28 protein-coding genes are annotated in these 25510 nt (G+C 36.4%); 7 read left to right on the plus strand and 21 right to left on the minus strand.

Going from position 1 to position 25510, the window contains the following annotated elements:
* Position 1 precedes the first annotated feature (1 nt).
* The 3 genes from BK579_RS22430 to BK579_RS22440 form a co-directional block, all read right to left on the minus strand.
* Positions 2-967 carry a DUF294 nucleotidyltransferase-like domain-containing protein gene (locus BK579_RS22430; protein WP_078549388.1) on the minus strand — a complete coding sequence of 322 codons (966 nt, stop codon included), beginning with the start codon at positions 965-967 and terminating at the stop codon, positions 2-4.
* Positions 968-1005: 38 nt separating this feature from the next.
* Entirely contained in the window at positions 1006-2277 is a 1272-nt protein-coding gene (locus BK579_RS22435) for an ammonium transporter (protein ID WP_078549390.1), read from the minus strand.
* A gap of 231 nt (positions 2278-2508) precedes the next feature.
* A complete protein-coding gene (locus BK579_RS22440; protein ID WP_078549391.1) occupies positions 2509-4005 on the minus strand; it encodes an alanine/glycine:cation symporter family protein in 1497 nt (498 codons plus the stop codon).
* A 204-nt stretch (positions 4006-4209) separates the two neighbouring features.
* Here BK579_RS22440 and BK579_RS22445 point away from each other — a divergent pair, with 204 nt between their 5' ends.
* Entirely contained in the window at positions 4210-5130 is a 921-nt protein-coding gene (locus BK579_RS22445) for a DMT family transporter (protein WP_078550771.1), read from the plus strand.
* Positions 5131-5250: 120 nt separating this feature from the next.
* On the plus strand, positions 5251-6225 hold the full coding sequence (locus tag BK579_RS22450) for a Gfo/Idh/MocA family protein (protein ID WP_078549393.1): 975 nt from the start codon (positions 5251-5253) through the stop codon (positions 6223-6225).
* Positions 6226-7171: 946 nt separating this feature from the next.
* Here the strand turns inward: BK579_RS22450 and BK579_RS22455 are convergent.
* The 12 genes from BK579_RS22455 to BK579_RS22505 form a co-directional block, all read right to left on the minus strand.
* Positions 7172-8338: a TraB/GumN family protein gene (locus tag BK579_RS22455; RefSeq protein ID WP_078549395.1), complete on the minus strand. Its 1167-nt coding sequence runs from the start codon at positions 8336-8338 to the stop codon at positions 7172-7174.
* A 198-nt stretch (positions 8339-8536) separates the two neighbouring features.
* Complete coding sequence (locus BK579_RS26845) at positions 8537-8665, minus strand: hypothetical protein (RefSeq protein ID WP_268876535.1); 129 nt, start codon at positions 8663-8665, stop codon at positions 8537-8539.
* 153 nt (positions 8666-8818) lie between these two features.
* Complete coding sequence (locus BK579_RS22460; RefSeq protein WP_078549397.1) at positions 8819-9253, minus strand: protein-tyrosine phosphatase family protein; 435 nt, start codon at positions 9251-9253, stop codon at positions 8819-8821.
* Positions 9254-9349: 96 nt separating this feature from the next.
* Complete coding sequence (arsC, locus tag BK579_RS22465) at positions 9350-9769, minus strand: arsenate reductase (thioredoxin) (RefSeq protein WP_078549399.1); 420 nt, start codon at positions 9767-9769, stop codon at positions 9350-9352.
* A 41-nt stretch (positions 9770-9810) separates the two neighbouring features.
* Positions 9811-11109, minus strand: coding sequence for an arsenic transporter (locus BK579_RS22470; protein ID WP_078549401.1), 1299 nt, complete (start codon positions 11107-11109; stop codon positions 9811-9813).
* Positions 11110-11123: 14 nt separating this feature from the next.
* Entirely contained in the window at positions 11124-11468 is a 345-nt protein-coding gene (locus BK579_RS22475) for an ArsR/SmtB family transcription factor (RefSeq protein WP_078549403.1), read from the minus strand.
* Positions 11469-11669: 201 nt separating this feature from the next.
* A complete protein-coding gene (locus tag BK579_RS22480) occupies positions 11670-13157 on the minus strand; it encodes a glycoside hydrolase family 32 protein (protein ID WP_078549405.1) in 1488 nt (495 codons plus the stop codon).
* A gap of 108 nt (positions 13158-13265) precedes the next feature.
* Entirely contained in the window at positions 13266-13727 is a 462-nt protein-coding gene (locus BK579_RS22485) for an NUDIX hydrolase (RefSeq protein ID WP_328589311.1), read from the minus strand.
* Positions 13723-14100, minus strand: coding sequence for a DUF4181 domain-containing protein (locus BK579_RS22490; RefSeq protein WP_078549409.1), 378 nt, complete (start codon positions 14098-14100; stop codon positions 13723-13725). The genes BK579_RS22485 and BK579_RS22490 overlap by 5 nt, the downstream gene beginning before the upstream one ends.
* A 15-nt stretch (positions 14101-14115) precedes the next feature.
* Entirely contained in the window at positions 14116-14547 is a 432-nt protein-coding gene (locus BK579_RS22495; protein ID WP_078549411.1) for a VOC family protein, read from the minus strand.
* 228 nt (positions 14548-14775) lie between these two features.
* On the minus strand, positions 14776-15591 hold the full coding sequence (locus BK579_RS22500; RefSeq protein ID WP_078549413.1) for an alpha/beta fold hydrolase: 816 nt from the start codon (positions 15589-15591) through the stop codon (positions 14776-14778).
* A 77-nt stretch (positions 15592-15668) separates the two neighbouring features.
* Positions 15669-15881, minus strand: coding sequence for a hypothetical protein (locus tag BK579_RS22505; RefSeq protein ID WP_078549415.1), 213 nt, complete (start codon positions 15879-15881; stop codon positions 15669-15671).
* Between the two features lie 119 nt (positions 15882-16000).
* Here BK579_RS22505 and BK579_RS22510 point away from each other — a divergent pair, with 119 nt between their 5' ends.
* Positions 16001-16519: a hypothetical protein gene (locus BK579_RS22510; RefSeq protein ID WP_078549417.1), complete on the plus strand. Its 519-nt coding sequence runs from the start codon at positions 16001-16003 to the stop codon at positions 16517-16519.
* 640 nt (positions 16520-17159) lie between these two features.
* Here BK579_RS22510 and BK579_RS22515 read toward each other — a convergent pair.
* The 3 genes from BK579_RS22515 to BK579_RS22525 all read right to left on the minus strand — a co-directional run bounded on the left by BK579_RS22515 (position 17160) and on the right by BK579_RS22525 (position 20050).
* Positions 17160-18857, minus strand: coding sequence for a DUF6044 family protein (locus BK579_RS22515; RefSeq protein WP_407936259.1), 1698 nt, complete (start codon positions 18855-18857; stop codon positions 17160-17162).
* A gap of 53 nt (positions 18858-18910) precedes the next feature.
* Positions 18911-19747, minus strand: coding sequence for a halocarboxylic acid dehydrogenase DehI family protein (locus tag BK579_RS22520; RefSeq protein ID WP_078549421.1), 837 nt, complete (start codon positions 19745-19747; stop codon positions 18911-18913).
* Positions 19748-19972: 225 nt separating this feature from the next.
* Entirely contained in the window at positions 19973-20050 is a 78-nt protein-coding gene (locus BK579_RS22525; protein ID WP_078550773.1) for a YjcZ family sporulation protein, read from the minus strand.
* A 150-nt stretch (positions 20051-20200) separates the two neighbouring features.
* Between BK579_RS22525 and BK579_RS25895 the strand changes: the two genes are divergently transcribed.
* Entirely contained in the window at positions 20201-20353 is a 153-nt protein-coding gene (locus BK579_RS25895; RefSeq protein WP_169891022.1) for a hypothetical protein, read from the plus strand.
* A gap of 39 nt (positions 20354-20392) precedes the next feature.
* Here the strand turns inward: BK579_RS25895 and BK579_RS22530 are convergent, their stop codons facing one another.
* The 3 genes from BK579_RS22530 to BK579_RS26175 all read right to left on the minus strand — a co-directional run bounded on the left by BK579_RS22530 (position 20393) and on the right by BK579_RS26175 (position 22257).
* Entirely contained in the window at positions 20393-21352 is a 960-nt protein-coding gene (locus BK579_RS22530) for an alpha/beta fold hydrolase (protein WP_078549423.1), read from the minus strand.
* A 291-nt stretch (positions 21353-21643) separates the two neighbouring features.
* Complete coding sequence (locus BK579_RS22535; RefSeq protein WP_078549425.1) at positions 21644-21895, minus strand: hypothetical protein; 252 nt, start codon at positions 21893-21895, stop codon at positions 21644-21646.
* Between the two features lie 125 nt (positions 21896-22020).
* Positions 22021-22257 (minus strand): hypothetical protein, encoded by a 237-nt coding sequence (locus BK579_RS26175; RefSeq protein WP_078549427.1) that lies wholly within the window; start codon positions 22255-22257, stop codon positions 22021-22023.
* A gap of 319 nt (positions 22258-22576) precedes the next feature.
* Here BK579_RS26175 and BK579_RS22545 point away from each other — a divergent pair, with 319 nt between their 5' ends.
* From BK579_RS22545 to BK579_RS22555, 3 genes are all read left to right on the plus strand, one after another.
* A complete protein-coding gene (locus BK579_RS22545) occupies positions 22577-23191 on the plus strand; it encodes a polysaccharide deacetylase family protein (protein ID WP_407936284.1) in 615 nt (204 codons plus the stop codon).
* Positions 23192-23630: 439 nt separating this feature from the next.
* On the plus strand, positions 23631-24143 hold the full coding sequence (locus tag BK579_RS22550; RefSeq protein ID WP_078549430.1) for an acyl-CoA thioesterase: 513 nt from the start codon (positions 23631-23633) through the stop codon (positions 24141-24143).
* Positions 24144-24287: 144 nt separating this feature from the next.
* Positions 24288-24944: a DsbA family oxidoreductase gene (locus BK579_RS22555; RefSeq protein WP_268876563.1), complete on the plus strand. Its 657-nt coding sequence runs from the start codon at positions 24288-24290 to the stop codon at positions 24942-24944.
* Positions 24945-25510: the final 566 nt, after the last annotated feature.

The raw sequence follows: 25510 nt of genomic DNA on the forward strand, positions 1-25510 counted from the left end.
ATCAATCACCCTTTTCGATAATCGCTCTTGTCTCAGAAAAGAGTTTATAACCTCTTTTCATGATGCGTTTAATTTCTTGCTTCTCCTTTTTCGTTAAACTTTCAAGCTTTAAATAATGAACCCCTTCATAGCTAGTTGAATTCTGTTGAAAGTAAAGCCGATATTGCAATAAACTCACGAAGTCATTTTGGTAATCTTTAATATTCTTATAATCATCCGCGAGTAACATAAACCTAGATAATGTTGAGGGCTCACTAATTTTTTCTTTTAAAGCTAACAACCTCAAAGAATTAACATAAGAAAAGAACACTTTCTCTTTTAGATTGATACTTCCAGTCTCTTCACCTGTATCTATTGGTATAAGCTGACCAAATAACCCAACACCTTTTTTGATATGAGATACATTTTCCAATAATCTCAGATATAATCGTGGATTTGAATTCAACCTCACAAAAGCCAACTCTTTTAACGATGACAACAACTGATGTTCGCCAATCAAAACCCTTGAATCAAAGAAAGTTGAAAAATGCCTTAATGATTCCCAACTCTCTTCTATTAACCAAGAAGAAATTTGTTCTTTCCATTCACTAAGCGATTTGCACCAAAGTACATTTGAAGCCATCACTTTCCCATCACAATACTCATAGCCAACCTTTGCTAGAGCATCGGATATTTCTTTACCCAAACGCAAGAAATAATCCTGATGACCTTTACCATGTCCCTCAAAGATAATCCCGTGATCTTGATCACTCCAAACAGATTGTTCAGATCTCCCTGCACTTCCCATTAAAAAAAAAGCAAAGTGGGCAGGAGGTGTCCCCTGCTCACTCGCTACTTTTTTTATAACTAACTGAATTGTTTTTGTCATTAATCCGTCATGGAATTGATTTAAACTTTCATGATTATTCGTATAAGCTTTTATATGTTCGTCTCTCCACTGCTTTAACAAACTCAACTCATCATTCATTAGTAATCTCCCATTTTCGGAATAATCTTATTTATAACTTAAGCACTAGTGTTTTTGCTTGCACTTTGCGGCATGTTCTCAGGATAACCATAGCTACCATGCTCACTTAAGTCAAGACCAATGATTTCTTCTTCCTCAGTTACTCTTATACCCTTCATTACAACACTCATTACTTTTAAGATGATAAACGAAACTACGAATGCATATAACCCAGAGCTAGCAACACCCATAATTTGAACACCCAATTGGTGGAATCCGCCACCATAGAATAATCCAGCAGCACCTGTGTTCATTGCAGCTAATTCTGGAGTAGCGAAGAAACCAGTTGAAATGGTTCCCCAGATCCCTGCAGCACCATGTACCGATAATGCAAAGATTGGATCATCAATTTTAGCTTTATCAAAGAATTTCATTGCGAAGAAAACAATTAAACCACCAATTAAACCAATTACTACAGCTGCCCAAGGAGCAACGAAAGCACACGAAGCAGTAATCGCTACTAAACCAGCTAAGGCACCATTTAAAGTAGTCGGAATGTCAGCCTTGCCTGTCATTGCCCAAACAATGAACATTGCCGCAACAGCACCAGCACCAGCTGCTAATTGAGTATTTAAAGCTACATATCCGAAAAATGCACCATCTACGCCAAACGTACTTCCTGCATTAAATCCAAACCAACCTACCCAAAGTATTAATACACCCAATGTAGTATAAACCTGATTGTGTCCAGCTAAATCGTTAGACTTTCCATCTTTACTGTATTTACCAATACGAGGTTTTAAAATAATTGTTGCAGCTAAGGCAGCCATTGCACCTGTTAAATGAACGACTGTAGAACCAGCAAAATCCTGTTTGCCATGTGCAGATAACCATCCACCACCCCAAATCCAATGTGCAACCACTGGATAGATAAGGATTGAGAAGAGAATCGCGAAGACAACGTAAGCTGATAATTTAGCACGTTCTGCAAACCCACCAAATGCGATTGTTAATGCAATTAATGCAAATGCTAATTGGAAAAAGAAATCAACGGATCCAGCTAAACCTTCTCCCATTGTAGTAAAGTCACCATAAAAGAAATTAGATAAACCTATGAAACTATTACCTTCTCCATATATGAGACCAAAACCTAATGCCCAGAATACTAACGAACCTAAGCCCATCGTGAAAATAGTTTTCCCAGCAACATGACCTGCATTTTTCATTCTTGTTGAACCAGCTTCTAGTAAAATAAATCCACCAAGCATAAACAAGACTAAAATCCCAGAAACAGTTACCCACAAGTTATTCATCAAAAAGACTGCATCCATTTTTTAACTCCCCTTTTCTTTGTGTTAGGTTTTCTAACATTTGTTGTTATTTGTTATTATAAATGATGTTATATAAGTTTACAACAGTTAATTTCAGAAATTTTAAAAATTATATAAATAATTCAAAAGACCCATTATCAACATGATAATAGGTCGACATACTCAACTAAAAAACGGGTGACCTTTCACAAGGTCACCCGTTCTTTTAGATAGAACTTACATTATGCTATTTTAGTTTTTATTTATTGTATTATTTGTCTTTGGTGGTGTTGAATTCAATTCTCCAGAACCTTCATATTGATATTCCTTCTCCCAGTAGTCAGCATCCGTTATTCCAACCTTCACTGGATTAAAAACAGGATCTTTTCCATCTTTAAGCTGAGATTCATAGTCTCTTAGAATCTTTAATGCAGGCTTTGTTAATAAGACAATCGCAATGATATTTAACCAAGCCATACTTCCTACTCCTATATCACCTAAACCCCAAGCGACAGCAGCTTCTTTAACACTTCCATAGAACACCATTCCTAATAACACAAACTTCAACAGATATTCAGTCCATAATCTCCTAGATTTACGATTAATGTACGCAAGATTTGTTTCAGCCATATAATAGTAAGCCATAATTGTAGTAAACGCGAAAAATAATAAAGCAATTGCCACAAACGGTGCTCCAAAACCTGGAAGGACCGACTCAACGGCTGATTGTGTATATCCTGGACCTGGCTTCATATCTGCTAGGTTAGTATAAATCGCTTCTTCTCCTTCAGGGTGTACATTATACATACCCGTAATTAAAATCATGAATGCTGTTGCTGAGCAAATAAATAGTGTATCGATATAAACTGAGAATGCTTGAACAATTCCCTGCTTCGCTGGATGTGAGACATCCGCAGCTGCTGCTGCATGTGGTGCAGTTCCCTGTCCAGCTTCATTAGAATAAATACCACGCTTTACTCCCCATGTAATCGCGGCACCAATAATCCCACCAAATGCCGCATCAACACCAAAGGCACTCTTGAAGATGAGAGAGATAACCTCAGGTAACTGACCAATGTTTAAAGCTATGATAATAAGAGCAACTAAAATATAACCGATAGCCATAAAAGGCACCACAAATTCAGCCACTCGAGCAATCCTCTTTACTCCACCTAAAATAATAATTGCTAAAAATACGACGATGACAGCCCCTGTTACCCATTTTGGAATCCCGAATGCTGTATCAACACTAGTAGCAATACTATTTGCTTGTACACCAGGAAGAAGTGCACCAGTAGCGATCACTGTAACTACTGCAAATAAAACTGCATACCATTTAATTTTAAGTCCTTTTTCAATATAAAATGCAGGGCCACCACGAAATTGGCCATCTTTCTTTACTTTATATACCTGACCTAATGCTGCTTCGATGAACGCTGAACCAGCACCTAAAAATGCGATTAACCACATCCAAAATACAGCACCAGGACCACCTGCAGCAATCGCTGTTGCTACCCCTGCAATATTACCTGTTCCTACACGACCCGAAAGAGCCATTGTTAATGCTTGAAATGAAGATATTCCAGCATCTGAAGAGCTACGTTGGAACATTAGTTTTCCAATCCCCTTCATATGTCTTACTTGAAGAAACTTCGTTGCAATTGTAAAATATAGGCCCACCGCTAAGCATAAATAAATAAGTGCCGGACTCCAGATAAATCCATTGATTTGATCAACAACTGCCTGCATGAAAATCCCCCTTTAAATATGTAATTTAGTGATTTCTAGATTATTATAAGATACAATCCATGTATCTGGATATATAAATTTTTAATTTTATAAATTATGTAAATATATAGATATTTCTGTATGATTTTCAATAAAGTATTTTCAAACGGAAAAATTTTTGTTAGTGTCTTTTTAGAATCTTTTTCTTACTGGAGGACCAAAATGTTGAGTAATAAACTACCTTTGATTTTTATCGCTACCGGAGCTGCTTTATGGGGAATGATTGGGATCTTCGTTTCATATTTATATGAACTTGGATTTTCACCAATACAGGTTGTAACAGTACGTGCAGTTTCTGCTGCGTTTTTTCTAATTATTTTCGTTATCATAAAAAATAAAGCTTATTTAAAGATTAAAGTTAAGGACAGTAAATATTTCTTTGGTACAGGAATCATTAGTATTGTATTTTTTAATTTGTGCCTATTCACAGCTATACAGGAAACTTCGATATCAATCGCAGCCATTCTCTTATACACAGCACCTGCTTTTGTTACCATTCTCTCTAGATTTATTTTCAAAGAATGGTTTACTCCAAGAAAAATCATCGCATTAGTTACGACATTAGTAGGTTGTTCATTTGTTATCGGTATTTTTCCAAGTGCAAATGAAACCATTTCAACCTATGGACTTATCTTAGGCCTTGGTTCGGGTTTATTTTATGCACTATATAGTATCTTTGGAAAATTTGCTTTAAGAAAATATCATTCATTCACAGTTGCTGTATATACGTTTATTTTTGCGGCAATCGGAATTACACCCTTTAGCAACCTTCATTCCGTACTTCATTTATTTAACAACCCAAAGGTATGGATATATACGATTGCTCTTGGGCTCCTTTCCACAACACTGGCCTATATACTCTATACAAAAGGACTACAGTCTGTTGAAACAAGCCGAGCATCCATCATCGCAACCATTGAACCTGTGGTCGCTTCTCTATCTAGCTTTTTAGTGTTTAAAGAAACACTATCACTTTGGCAATATATCGGTATTTTCTTGGTCATCGCAGCAGTAATAATCGTTCAAGAATCATCACAGCAAGTGAAGGCCTCCCGAGCTATTACGACTCCAATTAAGGTTCATTAGACGGAAAAGGTGCTATCATAGTAGTACCTTTCTTTGTAATTACATAGTCAATTTCTCTTCACGATATATCTTTTAAACTCAATCTATCTTAAACTTAAGAAAAGGACTAGGAGGGATTGAATGTTGTTAAAATTAGGAATTATAGGAACAGGTTACTTCAGTAAAATTCATAGTGATATACTATCAACTTTTAAGGACTTGGAAATCAAAGCAATCTTGGGAACTAGCCAAGAAAAAGCAGATACCTTTGCACGTTTATTTAGTCAGGCAAAGGGCTACAGCTCTTTGGTACAAATGTTAGATTCCGAAAATTTAGATGCTGTGTACATTTGTACCCCTCCGATGAGCCACGGTCCAATCGAGTTAGAATTGATCAAAAGAGGAATTCCTTTCTTTGTTGAAAAACCGTTGGCAACTAACTTAAAAATTCCTACAAAAATCTTATCTGAGCTAAAGAAGAGCCCAGTTATGACGTCTGTTGGCTACCATTTCAGGTATAAAAAATCTGTCCAGCAGCTGAAAACCATTTTAAGTGATCAAAAGGTAGGAATGGTCATGGGGCAATGGTCTGGAGAAATGCCTATGGTTCCTTGGTGGCGAAAACAAGAGCAATCCGGAGGACAATTTATCGAGCAAACCACGCATCTGGTTGATTTGTTAAGGTATGTTTGTGGAGATGTTGATGAAGTATTTGGCTTTTATGGAAATCGTGTGATGCAAGACAAAGTAGATTCAGTAACGGTTCCTGATGTCGGTTCCGTCACTATGAAGTTATCCACTGGGGTGGTAGCGACAATCTCAAATACATGTATCCTACCAAGTGGAGTTCATCGAACAGGCTTATCTTTTTATACGGATAAAGGAATTGTTGATTATACACCTGATTTGTTAACCGTTAATTATCCTGGTGAGGTTTTGCAATACAAAGATTCGGAAAACGCTTATATTATTGAAAATCAAATTTTTATTAATGCAGTACGATCACAGGACTCATCTGGAATTCTTTCAAGTTATGAGGATGCATATAAAACGCAAGAGGTTACTTGTGGTGCACTTGAGAGCGTTGATAAAGGGGTTACTATTAAACTGCGTTAAGTAAGAGCGAGTGGTTCAATTATAGTGGGGTACCTAGCACATGCATTTTGATGTAGATGACTAGGTACTTTTTTCTATGAGATTTTGTCGAAAAATCGATAAATGGCTTGATATCGAAAATAAACTCCTTTAGTTCGAAAATAAAATGATGATTTCGAAAGCATTCAACATTAGTTCGAGAATAAACCTCTGAAATGGATGATTCTTTCCCTCACCTTAACGCATTTAGATGTGAATTGGTCTATATTCATGATAAAAAAATCCGGTTTTCATAAGAAAACCGGATTTGAGAGGTTAGTTGACTGAAAGCTTGGTAACTTTGGACAACTTTTTCATGATCTCCACTCAAGTTGTCCAAACCCAACGCTACTTCAGACAGCTTGACCCTAAAACCATCCAAACCTGTCCGAACCCCATGCTACTTCAGACAGCTTTAGCCTAAAACCAATCAAACCTGTCCGAACCCAACGCTACTTCAGACAGCTTGACCCTAAAACCATCCAAACCTGTCCGAACCCCATGCTACTTCAGACAGCTTTAGCCTAAAACCAATCAAACTTGTCCGAATCCAACGCTACTTCAGACAGCTTTAGCCTAAAACCAACCAAAGTTGTCCAAACCCAACGCTACTTCAGACAGCTTTAACCTAAAACCAACTAAAGTTGTCCGAACTCAACGCTACTTCAGACAGCTTTAGCCTAAAACCAACCAATGTTGTCCGAACCCAACGCTACTTCAGACAGCTTTAGCCTAAAACCCCCAAAAGGTGTCCGAACCCAAAGCTACTTCAGACAGCTTTAACCTAAAACCGACCAAACCTGTCCGAACCCAACGCTACTTCAGACAGCTTTAACCTAAAACCGACCAAACCTGTCCGAACCCCATGCTACTTCAGACAGCTTTAGCATCAAACCGCTCAAACCTGTCCGAACCCCATTCTATCACATTAAAAATTCTGGAAAAATAACCGAACAACATCAGCGCCACCAATAAAGGTACCGAGTGTGCTTCCTAAGTTTGTTAAAACAACGATTAATAAAATTCTTGTCACCCTATTAGACCAAAAGCCCTTTAAAGACACGGCATCCTCTGATAATCTTTCAAAGTCTTGTACATTTGGTCTTTTAAAATATGCTTGTACAATTCCTGAGAACCAGCCTGCTGCAATAAGTGGGTTTAACGAGCTAATTGGAGCTGCAACGAATGCAGTCACAATAGATAATGGATGTCCAAATGCAAGAGCAGCTCCAAGTGCAGCAAAAGATCCATTCCATAAAATCCAACTAATGGTTTGCTGCATCCCCGCTGAAGGATTGACCCAAAATGTATATGCAATTACTGCAAGAATAAAAATTGGAATGGCCCATAAGATTAATTTGGGTGCATTGCTTTTCTTAGGAATACGATTTAACGCTTTTAAATCATGCTCCTTATGAATTTCTTTCGTTATTCCTGGAACATGAGCTGCCCCTAATACCGCAACAACCTTATTCCCCGGAGCTTTTCTAATTTTTTCTGCTAAATATTGATCTCTTTCATCAATTAGAGGAACTTTCAACCTTGGGAACGCTGTAGTAAATTCATCTAACAAAGCATTTAGCATATCCTGAGATTTCATCTTCTCAAGCTCTTCTTCAGTAATTTTTTCATTGGTAAAAATACTTGAAACAATGCCTAAGAGAAGCTTTGCCTTTCCCCATAATCCAATCCCACTCCATATTCTAGAGAACGTAATTTGTATATTTCGATCAGCCAAGACAAGTTTTGCTCCTACTTCCTCTGCTGATTCAATTCCCTGAATCATCTCTTGACCAGCTTGAATACCAAATTGCTGCGCCATTCGCTTTTGATAGGATGAAATAACCATATTCATTAATAAAAGAGTAGCCTTCTTTTCTTTTATAACTTTAAATATATCCATTTCTTTCCACTTATTACCTTCTTTTAACGCCTGATATCTTTGTTGATCAAGTTCCACGCAAACTGAATCTGGCCTTTCAAGCTCAATAACTTCCTTTACTTGTTCTGCACTTTGTTTTGATACGTGAGCTGTGCCAATAAGAATAATTTCTTTGCCATCTAAATCTATTCTAGTAATATTTGCTTCAGTCATAGGCCCCATCCTCTAATAGTATTCAAAAAAACATATGTCATATTTCATCATTATACATGAATCCGTCATAAACGATAAATGATTTCATTTATTGCAATAAAAACAAACGTAATTGATACCTATTTGATAAAACTAAAAAGACCGCCATATGGCGATCCCTTATTTCACAGATTTTCACAAAGGAAATACATCTCTCCCTTATTTTTCCTTACTTTTACTTTCTTGGGCTTTTAATGCAACTTTTTCAAGTCCAGTGTTCGCAAATTCTACATCTGTTTTTGGAAGAGCAGTATTATACTTAAATTCCTTATTCTTCTTGTTAGACATCTTCTCACCACCCCTACCTCATTGCATTGAGAAATCGTAGTCCTTACTCAAAATAAAGAACTTACTTCATTAGTTTGCATTCTTTTTACTGGACTATGCTTTTGGTTTTGTAATTGACTTAATTTAGGTACTTAAAAAAAAAGTAGTTGTTCACTACTCCAGAATTGATGGATAAATCCGCTTTAACGCATCTTTCATCTCAGGTTTCACTTTAATCTTAGATCTAATTGATTGCGCCTGCTGCTCAGCTTCCTCAACTGAATTTGCCAGTCCCAATTCTAAAAGAGTTCCGATAGCAACTGTTCCTGTTCGATTGCTTCCTCCTCCACAATGAAAGTAAACCTTGTTCCCCTCATTATAGGCTTGTACAACTCCCGAAATCGCACCCCTTATAGACTCATCTTGCTTTTGCTCATCGTCCACAATCGGAGTATGCAAACGATTATAGTTTGATTCTGCCGTAGGTGCTTCAGCTCTTAAGTCAAAAATCACATCAACTTTTTCCTGCTCCAGGATAGCCTCAACATCATCTGCTCCACCGATAAAAATTCGATCCTTAATCAGTTCTTGATAGTTTTTTTTAGACATGTTTTTATCTCCTATTAATTATATTTAATAAAAAGGTGCTATCCAAGTACCTGTAATAACCCCAGTCCCTAAATAACACCTCAGAAAACCTACTTCTTACTCTCCGGTTTCAGCAAATCGATGAATTCTTTCACCAATTTCATCTCTCACACGTTGGAAAAATGCCCACTTTTCCTCATCTGTTCCTTCCGCTTTTGCAGGATCATCAAATCCCCAATGAACTTTTTTAATGTGTGGTGGTGTCACAGGACAATGATCAGCTGCATGTCCACAAAGCGTCACAACTAAATCTGCATGATTTAAAATTGCTGGATCGATCACATCAGAAGTTTGATTAGAGATATCAATTCCTGATTCATTCATCGCCTTTACTGCATTGGGATTTAGACCATGTGCCTCAAGCCCTGCACTTTTCACTTCCCAATCTTCACCTAAATGTTTTTTCGCCCAGCCTTCAGCCATTTGGCTTCTACAAGAATTTCCTGTACATAAAAAGTAAATTGTTTTCTTTGACATTATAAGTCTCCTTTATAATTGATGAAGATAAGTTTCCTAATTTAATGAATAATCAACAACCATATATATAAGCCAACTAATGTAATAAACAAAGTTGGGATGGTTAAAATGATACCTGTTTTAAAATAAGTTCCCCATGATATTTTTACCCCTTTAAGTGATAAAACATGAAGCCATAATAGTGTAGCCAAAGATCCGATTGGAGTAATTTTAGGTCCCAAATCCGAACCAATTATATTCGCGTAAATTAATGCTTCTTGAATAGCCCCGGTTGTATTTGTATCTGAAATCGCGAGGGCATTAATCATTACGGTTGGCATATTGTTCATAACAGAAGACAAAATGGCTGCAATGAAGCCCATTCCGATCGTTGCCGCAAACAATCCTTGATCAGCTGTTAGTTGGATAACCTCTGCTAAAAGATCTGTTAATCCGACCTTACGTAAGCCATAAACGACCACATACATTCCAATCGAGAAGAACACAATTGCCCACGGTGCCCCTTTAATTACACTTTTAGTGTTTACCGCAGAGCTTTTTCTCGCCATTAGTAAGAAGAATATCGCAACAATTCCAGCAATAATTGAAACTGGTACACCAATAAATTCACTTGCAAAATAACCTACTAACAAGATTGCCAATACACTCCACGACAAACGAAACATTTTTTCATCTCGTATCGCTTCTACTGGCTTTTTCAACTCACTAATATTGTATTGTTTCGGGATGCTTTTTCTAAAATATAGATATAAAACTAAGATACTTGCTCCGAGTGAGAAGAAATTCGGCACAATCATTCTTGATGCATATTCAACAAACCCTATTCCAAAGAAATCTGCAGATACAATGTTTACAAGGTTACTTACAACCAGCGGTAAAGACGTAGTATCGGCTATAAATCCACTCGCAATGATAAATGGAAAGACCATTTTTTCATTAAAATTAAGATTACGAACCATTGCTAGTACGATAGGAGTCAAAATTAAAGCAGCTCCATCGTTAGCAAATAGTGCTGCAACGAGTGCGCCCAAAATAGACACATAAATAAACATTCGCACGCCATTACCTTTAGCGGCTCTTGCCATATGAAGTGCGGACCATTCGAAGAAGCCAATTTCGTCAAGAATAAGAGATATAATAATAATTGCAATAAAAGCTAAGGTCGCATTCCACACAATGGATGTGACAACCACTACATCCTGCCAATTAACAATTCCAGCTAGTAATGCGAGAACAGCTCCTCCGCACGCTGACCAACCAATCGATAATCCTTTTGGTTGCCAAATCACTAAAACTAATGTTAATAAAAATATCAATGATGCTACAATTACACTTGTCATTAACTAAAACTCCTTTATTCACAGGAAATTCGCAAACCCTGTTTCTCTAGTTCCTGTATTCTAAATTCCTGATTCGGAAGAGAATCTAAAATAGATTGTACAAAAGAATAGTATTCACTCTCCTTATTCAATGAATAAATAATCCATTGTCCTCTTCTTGTTTCTCTAACGACTCCTGCATCCTTTAGTTTACGCAAATGCTGACTTATAGCGGGCTGACTAGCTTTAAATATCTCAACAAACTCACAAACACAACAATCTTGTGCATCTAGGATTTTCACGATCGTTAAACGGGTCTTGTCTCCTAACAGCTTAAGAATCGTTGCAGCTTTTTCAATTTCAACAGTTGTTGCTTGCATAAAGCACCTCCAAAATACGGTTCAGCAATCTTTAATAGTATATAATATCACCAAAGGACAATCTAAATTATGTCACACAACATATAATTAATTACTTATATAATAGTTTAATTATATATTTATTTCAAGATTGCTTTTGTAAACTTTTTGTAAAAGATAATATAAGAAGTAGAGAACATAACACATTCTCTACTTCAATCATTAAAAGGCACTTTTAATCGTCCATTTCTTTAACGACTCCACAACAATCGAATCCTCTGAAAAAATAGATATTCCCTTCGATTCCTCACCAGGGTAAATTCTAGCACTCATCACTTGTTCACCATCGTTAATAAAAACTTCCACAGAAGACTTATCAACAAATAGATGTAATTTCAACTTATTTTCATGTAACCTAACAGGTGCTTTTCGAACCCCACCAGGACCGTCTCCTGATGAATTACGGTTTAATTCTACTAATCCTGAATTTCGATCAAAAGACAAGATGGTTGATTGGTTCAAGTTATCATCTTTTCTCAGCTTCACGCCAAATTGGTCAGCCGAATTCGTATCAATAATCATTTCTAATTCGAAGCAATCTCCCTCAACACCACTAAACTCTTTTTCACCTTCAACAGGTTGGTTTTCATAACTTACCTCTCCTGTTCTCAGCTCTTTAAGTTCCTCCACAGGAATAGAGTAGATGATATCTTCTTTTAGTACCAATTGTCTCGGGATTGTCATGGCTCCAGCCCAGCCACGCTTTTGCTCAGGCATTTCACTTTCCCACATGGCCATCCAAGCAATCATAATTCTTCTTCCTTGGTCATCAATTGTTGTTTGAGGAGCATAAAAATCAAAACCATAATCAAGTAATTGAAACTTATCATGCTTCATCGTTCCATCTTGATAATTTAACTCTCCAAGTAAATAACCAGCTTGATGAAGATTATGATAAAGTTCACCCTCAGGTTTCATTCCTTGTGGTGACATAACTAACACATCTTTTCCTTCTAAACGAAAAATGTCCGGACATTCCCACATAAAACCCGCTACATTTCCTTCACCTTTTAGCGCAATGTTAACAAACTCCCACTCCAATAAATCTTTTGAACGATATAAAAGAGCTTGTCCTTTATGCTCGATTGTTCTTGAACCCAATACACAATAATAAACACCTTCATATTCCCAGACTTTGGGATCTCTAAAATGAAATGGATGGATATCCCCCTCTGGTGCTGAGGAGATCACAGGATTGTCACTTATTTTTTTAAAGTGTACACCATCATCACTTACAGCTATGCATTGTACTTGTTTTAAATCGGTATCTCGATCCTCACCTGTCCACGTGTTCCCAGTGTACATGAGGTATAACTTACCGTCTTTTTCAATTGCACTTCCTGAAAAACAACCATCTTGGTCATAATCTTCTGATGGAGCAAGAGCAATCGGTAAATGCTCCCAATGTGCAAGGTTCTTACTTTTTGCATGTCCCCAATACATTGGACCCCATTCAGGAGAAAACGGATGATGCTGATAAAATAAATGATATTCACCATTGTAATAAGAAAATCCATTCGGATCATTCATCCAATTTGCCATTGCTGAAACATGGTACACTAATCTCCAAGGATCACGATTAACCTTTTCTTTTTCTTGTTGTATGTAATTCATCGCTTGATCTATCGCAGTTTGATGGTTATCACTCATCACTCTTTCACCTCTTTTTAATGTCTCTTGCTTTAATATTTCCAATAATAACGCATATAACAAAAAAACTGGAATAATGAAGTGTACCTTATCCCAGTAAAAAATATTCTATTTGCGTGCCATCACCTTTTGAATCGCCCAGCTTTGGTGTTCATGAAATAAACATTCAGTTGCTTGTTCCGGATCTAACCATATCAAGTGATGATCCTTTTCAACCGGAGCCGAAACAATATCACCTTTGTTACAGATATAGAAATAGCCCTCACTTAGATAGTATTGATATTGATTTGTAGAGTAAAAATATCTCCTAGCAGATCCTAAATAGTCAACAACCTCAATCTCCATTCCCATCTCTTCGACTGCTTCTCTTTTTAAACATTCTTCGTTTGTTTCATTAAGTTCTATTCCACCACCGGGAAGAAAGAACTTTCCATCACCTGTTTGAATAACTGCAACCTTCTCATCGTATAAAATAACTGCATAAGCTCCAGGTCTATAAATATAATCTATCTCTATTTCCTTTTCACCGAATGTAATGATACAAGTTCCTCCCCTCCAACAGAAATTAATAGAAGAAGATAAACGATGTCACTATGATAATTAAAACAAATACTAGATTATAAATTGAAATGATGTACTGATTGGTTTCCCGCTGATATTTCCACTCCATCCATGACCGTACCGAAAACAATGTACAAAAATAAATTAATAACCAAATAAGAAACGTGTCGGGATTTTGATTAGGATCATTGATGAAAATGAGAAAACCTGCTCCCAATAGAAAAACAGCTACAATCAACCGTTCAATCCATTTATGGAGTGAGTTTACCGTTTTATACATCCCTTTCATTTTCGGGATATTAAACTTTTCACGCAGGAGCTTATCTATGATCATACTTAAAATCCATGCAATGAAAAGAAAAATAAACATTTGTGTGATCAATATATCTCCTCCTTTTTAAAATGAAATCATTGCGCCACGCTCATCAAATACCGATGATGGATTCCAGGCTACTTCCCATAGGTTATTTTCTGGATCAGCAAAATACGCGGTTCTTCCTCCCCAAAAAGCATCACTTGGTTCTCTAAGTATTTCTCCACCTAAACCTCTAATGGTTTCAATCATACTATCCACCTGGTTCGGTTCATCTACATTTATTGCAAGAGCTACTGCTTGATATGTATCAGGTGAACGACTAATTTTCACACCAGAATCTTTCTCTAATTCTTCTAGCGGAAATAATGAAAGAATCACTCCAGCTGTTTTAAACGCACAATAATTATCAGAACTCATCTCAGTTTCTTGCCAACCAAAGCTTTGATAAAATTGACGAAGCTTCGGTAAATTAATTGCTCCTAATGTAATTAAGCTAACCCTTTGTGGAATCATGTTATTCCTCCTAATCTATTATTTTATTTAACATTCTCTCAAAGAAGCGATTTACCTTCTTGTTCCAAAGCCTGCCTTACAGGTTCTTTAACATGAATAATTGCTGTATCAAATAATGGAACCGATCAATACTTGGTTAATTATCTATAACAAGTGTAGGTCATTTGCTCCTCTTAAACAACCGCTATATAACTCAAAAAAGACCAGTTTTTACTGGCCCATTAGATTCTAACTACTCGAATGAAGATGTGTAAGCAACTCATGTGCAAACAACGCAGGATTATCTAGCATAGAATAATGACTACAGTCAGGAAGTATTCTTAAATTTGCCTGTGGGATGGTTTGCTTTAAAAGCAGTCCCCAATATGGTGGGAGATAGCGGTCAAACTGACCCCACAAAAGGGTAACAGGACATTTGATTCCTGGAAGATATGGTACAAGGTCTTCTGTTTGATGATGATTTAATGCAAACGATGCTTGTTGAAGCTCTTCACCACCTGTTGGTCTAGCAAACGGTAAGGTAAAACATCTTAAAATAGCAGGAGTAAGTACTTGAGGATTGTTTACACCTTCTCGAAGCATTCTTTCGATAAATAATGGTGAAGGCTCAAATTCTGGGGCAATCGGCCAGCGAATAGACACTACTTTTGGTAGTGGCCAATTTGCAAAACAAACACCGTCTGCTACAACCATACTTTTAACACGATCAGGATAGCATACAGATATAATTTGAACGATTCCTCCACCTAAATCATGTCCGACCACATGAGCTCGATAAATACCTAAGTGATTAAATAATTCGATAATATAGCTCGCTTGTTTTGGTAAGGTGAGGTCAGCCGCAGGGCCTCTGCTAGATTGACCATATCCAATGAGATCCACTGCAACGACCTTATAATTTGGGGTTAAGTATGGAATGATTTGATCCCAGAGGTGCGAGTTAGTTGGTATCCCGTGAATAAACACGACAACCTCATCACTCGGACTATCATAAACCCTGAAAGACATTTGATAATTTCCTATTGTGATTCGTTCTTCTGTCATATTAAAACTTTCACTCCTTATAACCTAATGAAATAGACTATGAAGGAGTGATAATCATGTTGTTTGTCTTTAGTAATTTAATTCTGAGAGTTTTTTGTGTCGATTCTACTCATGGCTTGTTGAACTGCACTCACAATAAAGCTATCCTTATCCTGAAGTTCACTTACTTTCATTTCCCCTGAAATTAAGCTTCGGCATATTTCATGAACATCTTCAGTAATCGATAATGGTATCTTGTCTTCATTTATCATTTGATTTAATTCTTTTGCTACTAACTTCTCTTGATTCAAGTAAACTCATCCTACCTTCATAAAGTATTTTTTTTAAACATATGTTTTATAGAGGTAGTTTGTTGTAAAACACCTAAGATAATTCACGTTTTTAAAACTACAATAAGGGATGGATGTATATGATTCTAAAATCAATTGACCTTAGCCTTATGACTGAACACTTAAATTTCCATAAAGGAATTCTAAGTAAATTAGAAGCATATTTTTGTACAGTTCAAAATCCCACTTTAAAACAAATCATTTACGATCAATATCTCGTTATGCGCAATCATGTGAAAGTGATGATGCTGTTAATTGACCCTGATCGAAATGATGATGTAACAGTTGATTATTTAAATAAGCTAGAGCCTGTGTCTATTCAATGTCAACATCACGGTTTTGCTATGACCGAGCAAAACATTGCTATGGAGCTACGAAATACAGCAAAAACGATGGCACATGACAATTTCAGTTCAGCATTAAGAATGAAAACACAAAATGTCAGAGACATACATATCCACATGTCTCTTCAGCAAACGATGTTTCAACACAGATATAACCAATTTACAGACAAAATCATGATGGATGTTGCTCCAAAGAGTTCTGTTCAAGAACAAAAGGACACACTTCATGCATTTAAGAAAATATTTAATTCATAAACCTAAAAAATACGTTAGTTAATGAATATGTAATAACAAATAATATGTTTATTATTAAAAATGTTGCGATAGTCCTACGACAGCTATTGCATTTATGTATTCATTATTTATTATAACTAAGGTAGAAAACCATGATAAAAAAGTATTTCGGACCATGGAGAATAAAAATGTTTGTAACCTTGTGGATTGTGCATTCACTCAGTGTGGAGGGAGAGCAACTAGACAACTACTGATCTTTGTGTCTCGAATATCTTTCATTCCCTTTCATAGGCTTTGTGCATGAGAAAGGGAATCAAACAACGCTTTTCATTCCCTTTGTAGGGCTTTGTGCATGAGGAAAGGGAATCAAACAACTCTTTTCATTCCCTTTGTAGGGCTTGGGCATTAGTAAGGAAATTGGAATTCTCTGACCTAGGTTATTTTCAGGGAGACTTCCATGCTAATTAAAATTAGCACCATGGAGTTTGAAAAATTATGCTTAGCTTGGTGTCTAGCTCCAGGCACTATCGGCTCTCAGGTCTAAGTCAATCCACCCTAGAAGGTTAAAGAGCAACCTTCTAGCCGTCTTGTCTTATGCCTGTCGTCGATGAACGAGCGTCTTCCGCTTTTCTTTTTTCAAGGTAGACTTCGATAAAAATTATCAAGATCCATCCACTTCATACAAATATATTCTCCAAGCTGAATCTTGATGGTCAAATACTCGTTTTAATAACAAGTTATTTTTTCCTGCATTATTTATAGGAACGCTTGAGAAGATATAACGTCCTCCCATATTTTCAAAAGCCTTCGTATTTAATTCTAAGTGATTAATAACTTTGTCAGAGTTTTTTCTAAAATCATATTTCTTTCCTAACTCATCGACGAATAAATAACATCTACTTCCCCATTCATCGAAGTAAACTCTAATGTTCGGGTTCTTCTCTAACTCTTTTTCGATTATTCTTCTGAATTGGTATTTGTATGATAACGGATAAAAATTGTTATACGTATCTACCGTGTAAAATCCATTAAATTGTGCAATTGCCGGATGAAGTCCAATACTCGCAACTCGATACGATTTTTGTGGAAGGTCAATATAGTCTTTAATTTTATTAAACTGTTCCTCTGCGTAATATTCTTTAAACGAAGGTGTTCCTAAATACCTAAATACAATTTCTTCATTGAAAAGAAACAGAATCGATATTTGGCCGATAATCATAAAGCTAACAAACCTTCGCCATCTCCTTCCAAGACGACTAAGTATAAGACACGATAGTGCAAAAAGAAGATAAATGACGAGAGGTCTTAAAAAGTGGAAGCGTGCGAAATTAAAAGTTACAGCAATATTAAAGATTTCCTTAACCGGTTTCCATAGATTATTAAACCAAAAGGCGTACCAAATAGACAAAGCTATGTTAAATAAAAACAAGTAGATAAACCTTCTATGCTCACGCCAGTTTTTTCGCTTCAGAATGACCCCTGTAGCAACCAACGTTAACGGAAGGATGTTAAAGGTATGTACTGTCATCACATGGTGATGTCCTAGTACGTAATTTTTAATAGATAAACGTAATGATCGCCAAACATCGTGTCTAGAAGAGATAAACTCACTTCGTTGAGTAGCTTCATGAGGAACAATAAGCGAAAAGATTAATCGATAATCCACAATACAAAAAATAAGTGTCATAAAGAAAATACTTCCTAGGAACACGGGATTCCAGTCTCTACGGACAATTACATCTCTAACCCATAGTAAACCGATCATTACAAGGAAAAAGATAAACCCAAGGACTAGACTTGAATAAAAAGGCAATAGTCCAAGTGCTAGCCATTCCCTCCAAGAATGTTTACGATTTCGTATATTCAAGAATGCCCACAAGGCAAGAGGATGGCCGAGTGTACTCAGCATTCCAGATGGCCAGAAAGGAGTTAACGCAAAGGCAAGAGACACTCCTACTATCATAAAGTGATTATTTTTTTCCTTAATAAAATGAGTTTTTAACAATAAGTACATCCCAATAAAAGCTATTACTCTTGTTAATGTTTGACTTAACGCATATGCAAGCATTGGCGGGAATAGTGCATGTAGCCAAACAATGACTGACAACTCTGAACCATAGGCTCCTCTAGATAAGTTTCCATTAATCACCTGTGGAATGGTTGCGTTAAGTTTCCCAAATACTTCACCGCTTTCCACTAATACACGATACCAAGCAATATTTGAATCCAAGTTATCATGATCCCGGATATGGGCGTCCTCTCCCAGAATAAATAACGGAGAAACATAGATAAAAATCAGTACAAGAGCAAACAAAATCTGTTTAGTTTCTTTTGAAGATTGAATGTTAACTGCTTTCAACACTAACACCTAATTTTTCTAGTAATCTTTGTATTAGTATGTTTTTATTCCCTTTAAATATCCATAACAATTCTACGAAAGCACTCACCATCAATGATTAAATTAGCAATAAAATTGGAGAACATTGAAATGATACCCATAATACCGGCCACTTCCCCAGGAGAATAAACCGTCTGTAAATATTCCGATGTTAGCCTTATAGGATAAGGTGATAGCTCATGAACTAACTTTCTTGCATTTTCTTTTAGTTCATGCCCCAATAATGTATACTCTTCTGTTTTTATGACCTCTTTAAGAGATGGCCAAGTTTTCTCTAAGAAGCCCGGAAAGCATGCTAATGCCCGGTAATCACTTGCTGCATCATAGCTATTTTTAGTATCAATAATATCCTTTAAAACTACCTTAGTTGAATAATCTGCAGATGGAATATCAATCATATGTGGTTTTGGGAATCCTGGGAAAATTCCAGCCTGAATGAACCCCTCTATTTTCTTACCACCAGTAATTGGGCGATAGCCTAGGGCCTCTTCCCAGCTTATCGTCATTAATAAAAGCTTTGGATTTACATAGTTAAATACTAAAAGAACTCCCTTAATTCTATCGATTGTTTCTTTTGGGTAGAATTGATTCCACTTGATTTGTGGAGCATTAAAAGAAAGATGAGGATATCTAAGTTGGGCTGCTGCATCCTCCATGTTTTGAGTCAGCAAGTTGGTTCTTACTTGGTTCCAACCAAGTGTTAAGAACTGATCATAATGGGCCAATGTTCGAAATACAAAATTAACTATTGGTACCTTCAATACGAATTTTATATCGTTATATAGAGTAGCTAATTTTCCAGTATCTTGATTGTCAAATATCTCTGGGATTCCAAACTGTGAGTTATGCATTTATCTTCCTCCAGTTATTAAATGTTCTTCGCTTTTGTCTCAGCTAGTTTCTTCATTCGTTTAAAATTAAGGTTTTACGTAAACGCCTTTATTTACTTTATTTTCAAACTACCCTTTTCATGATAAGCGGAACAAATCAGGTTATATAATCAAAATTAATAAGGCTGTTAGTAGTTAATCCAACAGCCTTACTTTAGTAGGTCATATATTAATTTAATTTTAAAGTTAGTAGCCAACGTAAGCTGTACCGACAATAATTAAAAGAATGAACAGTACAACGATCAATGCAAAACTGTTATGCATTTAATAACACCTCCTTGTGTGTTACATGATCAGCTTATGCAGGAGGTGAGCGTTTGTATAGGCGTCAACCTATAAACTCCAAAATTTGGTGCAAATGCGGATAACTGATTTGATCTTAGGGGAATATTAGCCTAAAAGGAGTTGAGTATGATGAAAAAAAGAAATGAAAATGACCAGCCTACAATCGCACCTGGCATGGATGACCAGGAAGAGCTAGAACAAAAGGCTTCTGATGAAGAAATGAAAAAAGGGGAGTACACTGAAGTAACTACCCTTTCTTACGATGAAGTTGATCCAAGTTAATTAGTGGGGATATCCCCACTAATCTTTCCACATTTTTTATTATAGCTTTAAAAACCTCTGAAGTGCTTTGTCAACAAGTCTTGGTAGTCCCTCGTGTCCAAATTCATGATACAAAAGGAGTTCTTTTTCAGATGTGATTTTATTGTATGCTGCAAATTGAGACGATGGTGGACAAATTAAATCAATCATGCCGGTCACCCATAATACATTTGCCTTCACTCTGTCTGCAAAATTTTGAATGTCGATATAACCTAATTTCAGGAAGATCTCATCTTCTCTCTCATGATGAGGATCAAACTTACGGAAATATTCTGCAATCTCAGCATAGGCAGAAGCGTTAATATCCATCTCCCACACACGTTTATAATCTGATAAAAATGGATAGCCACAAATCGCCATTTTCACTCTAGGCTCTAACGCAGCACATACTGTCGCAAGTGCCCCACCTTGGGACATACCGAATACTCCGATGCGGTTTTCATCTACATGCTCCATAGACATGAGAATTCTTGCTGCTTGAACAGTATCTAAAAACACCTGACGGAAATAAAAATTATCTGGATTTGGGTCATCGATCCCTCGAATAATATGACCTCTTAATGTATTACCTAAAACAGTCAGATTATCCTCTGAAAGACCACCTTGTCCCCTACAATCCATCGCTAAAACAGAAATACCATGCGCTGCATATGTAATTTTATCAGACCAATCCCCACTATCGACAGAATAACCATGAAACATCACAAGTCCAGGACTATTCGGCTTAGGATTTTTTGGTTTAACATACTTACAATAAACCCTTGCACCACCTACACCTGTAAAATAAAGATGATAACATTCAACAACATCAGTTTGAATGTCTGCAGGAATTAGTTCATAGTCAACACCCTGCTTTTCTACTTCCTTTAGCCCTCGTTCCCAATATGAGTCAAAATCACTTGGCTTAGGACTTTTACCCATATACTCTTTAAGTACATCAAGTGGCATATCAATATTCATTGTGATTCCCCTTTGTATAAAATGATCTATAACACCTGTTATCTAAATTAAAGCGGTTACATCTTTCTTTAAAAAAACTCTAACAGCTTACAACAGAAAGATATATGAATTATATCATGGGGAGCAAACTTAGTATAGTGGAACAACAAACTAAATATTAGTAACTATTTTTCTCGCAAGATAGACAAATAAAAAGGCCTCATTTCAACATCATAGTTGAAAGAAGCCCTTCTATTACCGCGCTCGCAACGCCAACGAACCAGCTAAGGCTCCTAACTTCTCCTCAGCACTTTATTTCTCACCAGGTTTAAATTCCAGTTCATTATTATAATACCTGTTATCAGCATCATATTTACCATTATCATGATTTTGATTTGGAGGAATAGGGTGAGTTTCATCATTATTTAAGATCGTAGCATTATCATTATCATTATTATTCCTCATCGTTCCAAAATTGTCAGTGTCTCCGTTATTCATGTTACAAGCTGTTAGCATGCTGATTAACAAACACGCCGACATAAAAGAAAAGAACCACTTTCTCATGTTACACACCTCCTTTTTCATATAAGGTAATTTCCACTCTTAATATGCTCGAAGGCTTTAATTTTTATCTATCAAAATCCAAAAAAGCGATAGAAATTAACCTATCGCTTAGAGTTTTAACTGATTTAGTCCCTACTTCTCTTAGATCTGACCACAAATGCCTTTATTTCCTTCATTATTTCATCGAATTTAGTAAGTTCCTGTTTTTCCACAGAGGCAAAGTCATACCTGACCTTTCGATAAGAGTTAATATCATCCTTATATTTTGTAAGACCAACACGGTCAAACCATTCATCAATTGATTCTGAATCATTTCTCCCGACTTGATGCTTTTTCGTGAATTGGTGAACCTCTCCAACCAAATAAATAGTTTTGATGGAGCATCCCTTATCTTAAATACAGTACAAATCGAGCGATCAAGCCACCGTCGGTGTCTCTAGTGCCCGGATAATACTAATGAATGAAGTTTGAAATGTTCTTTTTGCCAATCCAGGAACTTTTGCCTACAAAGACAACCATTTCTTTTCAGAGATGGATTTTTGGTACGCTCGAATAAAATAACGAGCTGCGATATTATAACTAGCTGATAAACTTCAAAAAAATAATAGATGATTTTACCTGAGAATGAGATAATTAGGAAAAATAGATAGACTCAAGGAGTGAATGATTTTGGCTCAGATAATTATAGATTCAGTTAACACATCGCAAAAAATGGTTGCGATTACATTCGATGATGGACCAAATCCTCTATATACTAAACAGGTGCTAGATATTTTCCAAGAAGTATCTGGAAAAGCAACCTTTTATATGATAGGTGAACAAATGGACAAACATCCAGACGTTGTAAAAATGGTGGTATCTCAAGGGCATGAAATTGGAAATCACACGTTTACCCATCCCATGTTAACTAAGTTAAGCAGCGAGGATTGTTTTAAAGAGTTTGAGCAAACAGATCTGTTAATACAAGAATTGACAGGGTCACGCCCTACTACCTTTAGACCACCTTACATTAATTATAATAATGAAACATTAGAGATGGCTGAAAAGTTTGGATACCATAGTATTGGTGCATTAAATATGGATGCTTTAGACTGGGAACAACCAGGTGTAGATCATATATTATTGAAATCACGTAACCATGTATCTAATGGCAGTATTTTACTCTTTCATGATGGGTTTGGAGATCGATCACAAACGATTGAAGCGGTTAGAGCATTAGTGTTTGAATTAAAGGAGCAAGGTTATCAGCTTGTTACTGTTAGTGAGCTATTAATGGCTCAATCGAATTTTAGATGAAATAACTAAGGTTAGCGAGTTTCATTCGCTGCAATCCACGCCCTTTCCGCGGGGGGTACGGTGAGCCTCGTCGCAAGCTCACTTTGCCCCATACATCCCGCAGGAGTGGCGTGCTCTCCTATCATTCCAAACAAAACTTTATTCTCTATGGTGCAATTCTCGCCGCAAAAAGGGCTACGCAAGAAGAATTTTATATAGTAATAAAAGCATTCCTTATCTATAACCTCTCATAGTTAAGACGTTTTATCCGTTTATTTGGTTTCAACATCTGGGAAAATGGATGTGTATTTATACCGATTTTACTCAGCTAACATTCTATACCTATATTTTCAAACATTCACAAAGCTTTTATCTGCACATTAATGCTTCATAAGTGTATTTTGTCTATAAACTAGTATAAACTTTAGTTAATTAATCTTTTAAAACAGGAGGAGAACCTATGGAAAGCAAATATGTAAATGAGTCTAGGGTTGTTCGTACGAGTAGGATTTTTCCAAATGATGTAAATAATCATAATACTCTATTTGGAGGCAAATTAATGAGCGATATGGATATGGTTGCCTCCATTTCAGCTACACGACATTGTCGAACCGAGTGTGTCACTGCTTCAACCGATTCCGTTGATTTTCTTCACCCAATTACCCCAGATGATTCAGTATGCTTCGAGTCTTTCGTTACATGGACTGGTACGAGTTCCATGGAAATATTCGTAAAAATTATTGCAGAAAATTTAATATCTGGAGAACGACAAATAGCAGCTACTGCTTTTTTCACCTTTGTTGCCTTAGATAAAAATGGAAGACCATCAAAGGTTCCTCGTGTGATCCCTCAAACAAAAGAGGAAATTAAATTACACGAAACAGGGAAAGATAGAGCAGCACTTCGTAAGGAACACCGAAAAAAGAGTAAAGAGCTAGCCAGCTTCTTTACAACGGAAAAACCATGGGAATAGTTACCACACCTGTCCATAGGCAGTATAAGCTTAAACATTGGACTAAAAGAATAGCTAATAGGTATACTGAGGTTGAAATATAAGGAGGTAAATTCCATGATTACAATTGAAATGTGGACTGATTTTGCTTGACCATTTTGCTATATTGGCAAAAGGCGTCTGGAGGACGCTCTTAAACAAATTAAACACCCAGTTAACGTTGTCTATCGATGCTTTGAATTGGACCCAACCATGGAGCGAGATGTAGACTATAATATTTATGAGAAACTTTCAGAAAAATATGGTATGAGCATTGAACAAGCTAAATCTAATATTGACAACATGGTCAAAATGGCTAGTGAAGTTGGGTTAGATTATCGTTTTGATACAATGATTTTAACAAACACCTTTGATGCCCATAGACTTGTTATGTTTGCAAAGCAATTAGGACTGATGCAAGAAATGACTGAGCGGATTAATCGTGCTTTTTTCACTGAATCAAAACATATTGGTGATCATGCAACATTAATCGGGCTAGCTGAGGAAATTGGGCTCAATCGTAATGAAGTAGCTAACATGCTTGAAAGTGACTCAATGACTGAAGAAGTTCGCGCTGATGAACAAGAAGCTCGTCAACTCGGAATTAATAGTGTTCCTTTCTTTGTTATTAATAGAAAGTATGCAATAACAGGAGCACAGCCTACTGAAGTCTTTGTTGAAAATATTAAAACAATTATCGAACAAGAAGGCCCTTTTGAAAACTTATCCACTTCAGATGGCGTATCTTGTGACGAAGATGGTTGCGAAATCCCTAAGAAATAATAAGGAAAAATCGCGTTTCATTCTTTTATAAATACCTTAAAATGAGCAAATAAGGGAGCTTTGAGAAAACTTTGATAAATACAGGGAGAAATTCCCCTTATTTAGGACGAAGCAGCAAAAACAGCTTAAATAGAGGGAAAAATTCCCTCTATTTGCTTAAAAAACACGAAAATGATTCATTTTGCTTTGCTTAAGGGGAAATTTTCCCCCCCAAATCGAGTTCTATTCTGCATCTTAACGGGAAAAATTCCCCTTATATATCCAGAAAAGTTCAAGTCGATAATAGGTTCCTAAATTAAGGTACTAAATCACATATATTTAACTGACTATCCAATAATTATTTCATCCCCTGAGACTTACTACGAAAATTTTAAGTATAATTAGCTATTAAAGTTTCCAAAAGGTTGATAAATCAATATAAAACGCACTGTGAATTCTATAGTGAATTCAAGTGCGTTTTCGTATTTGTTTGGACTGTTTGCACCTCTAAAGTAAACCCGTGAGAAATTCCAAGCTCTTTTTTATATTTAGGGAAATTCAAGCAATAAACAATCTCCCACAAAAAA

This window comes from Litchfieldia alkalitelluris (assembly GCF_002019645.1).
Lineage (GTDB): Bacteria > Bacillota > Bacilli > Bacillales > Bacillaceae_L > Litchfieldia > Litchfieldia alkalitelluris.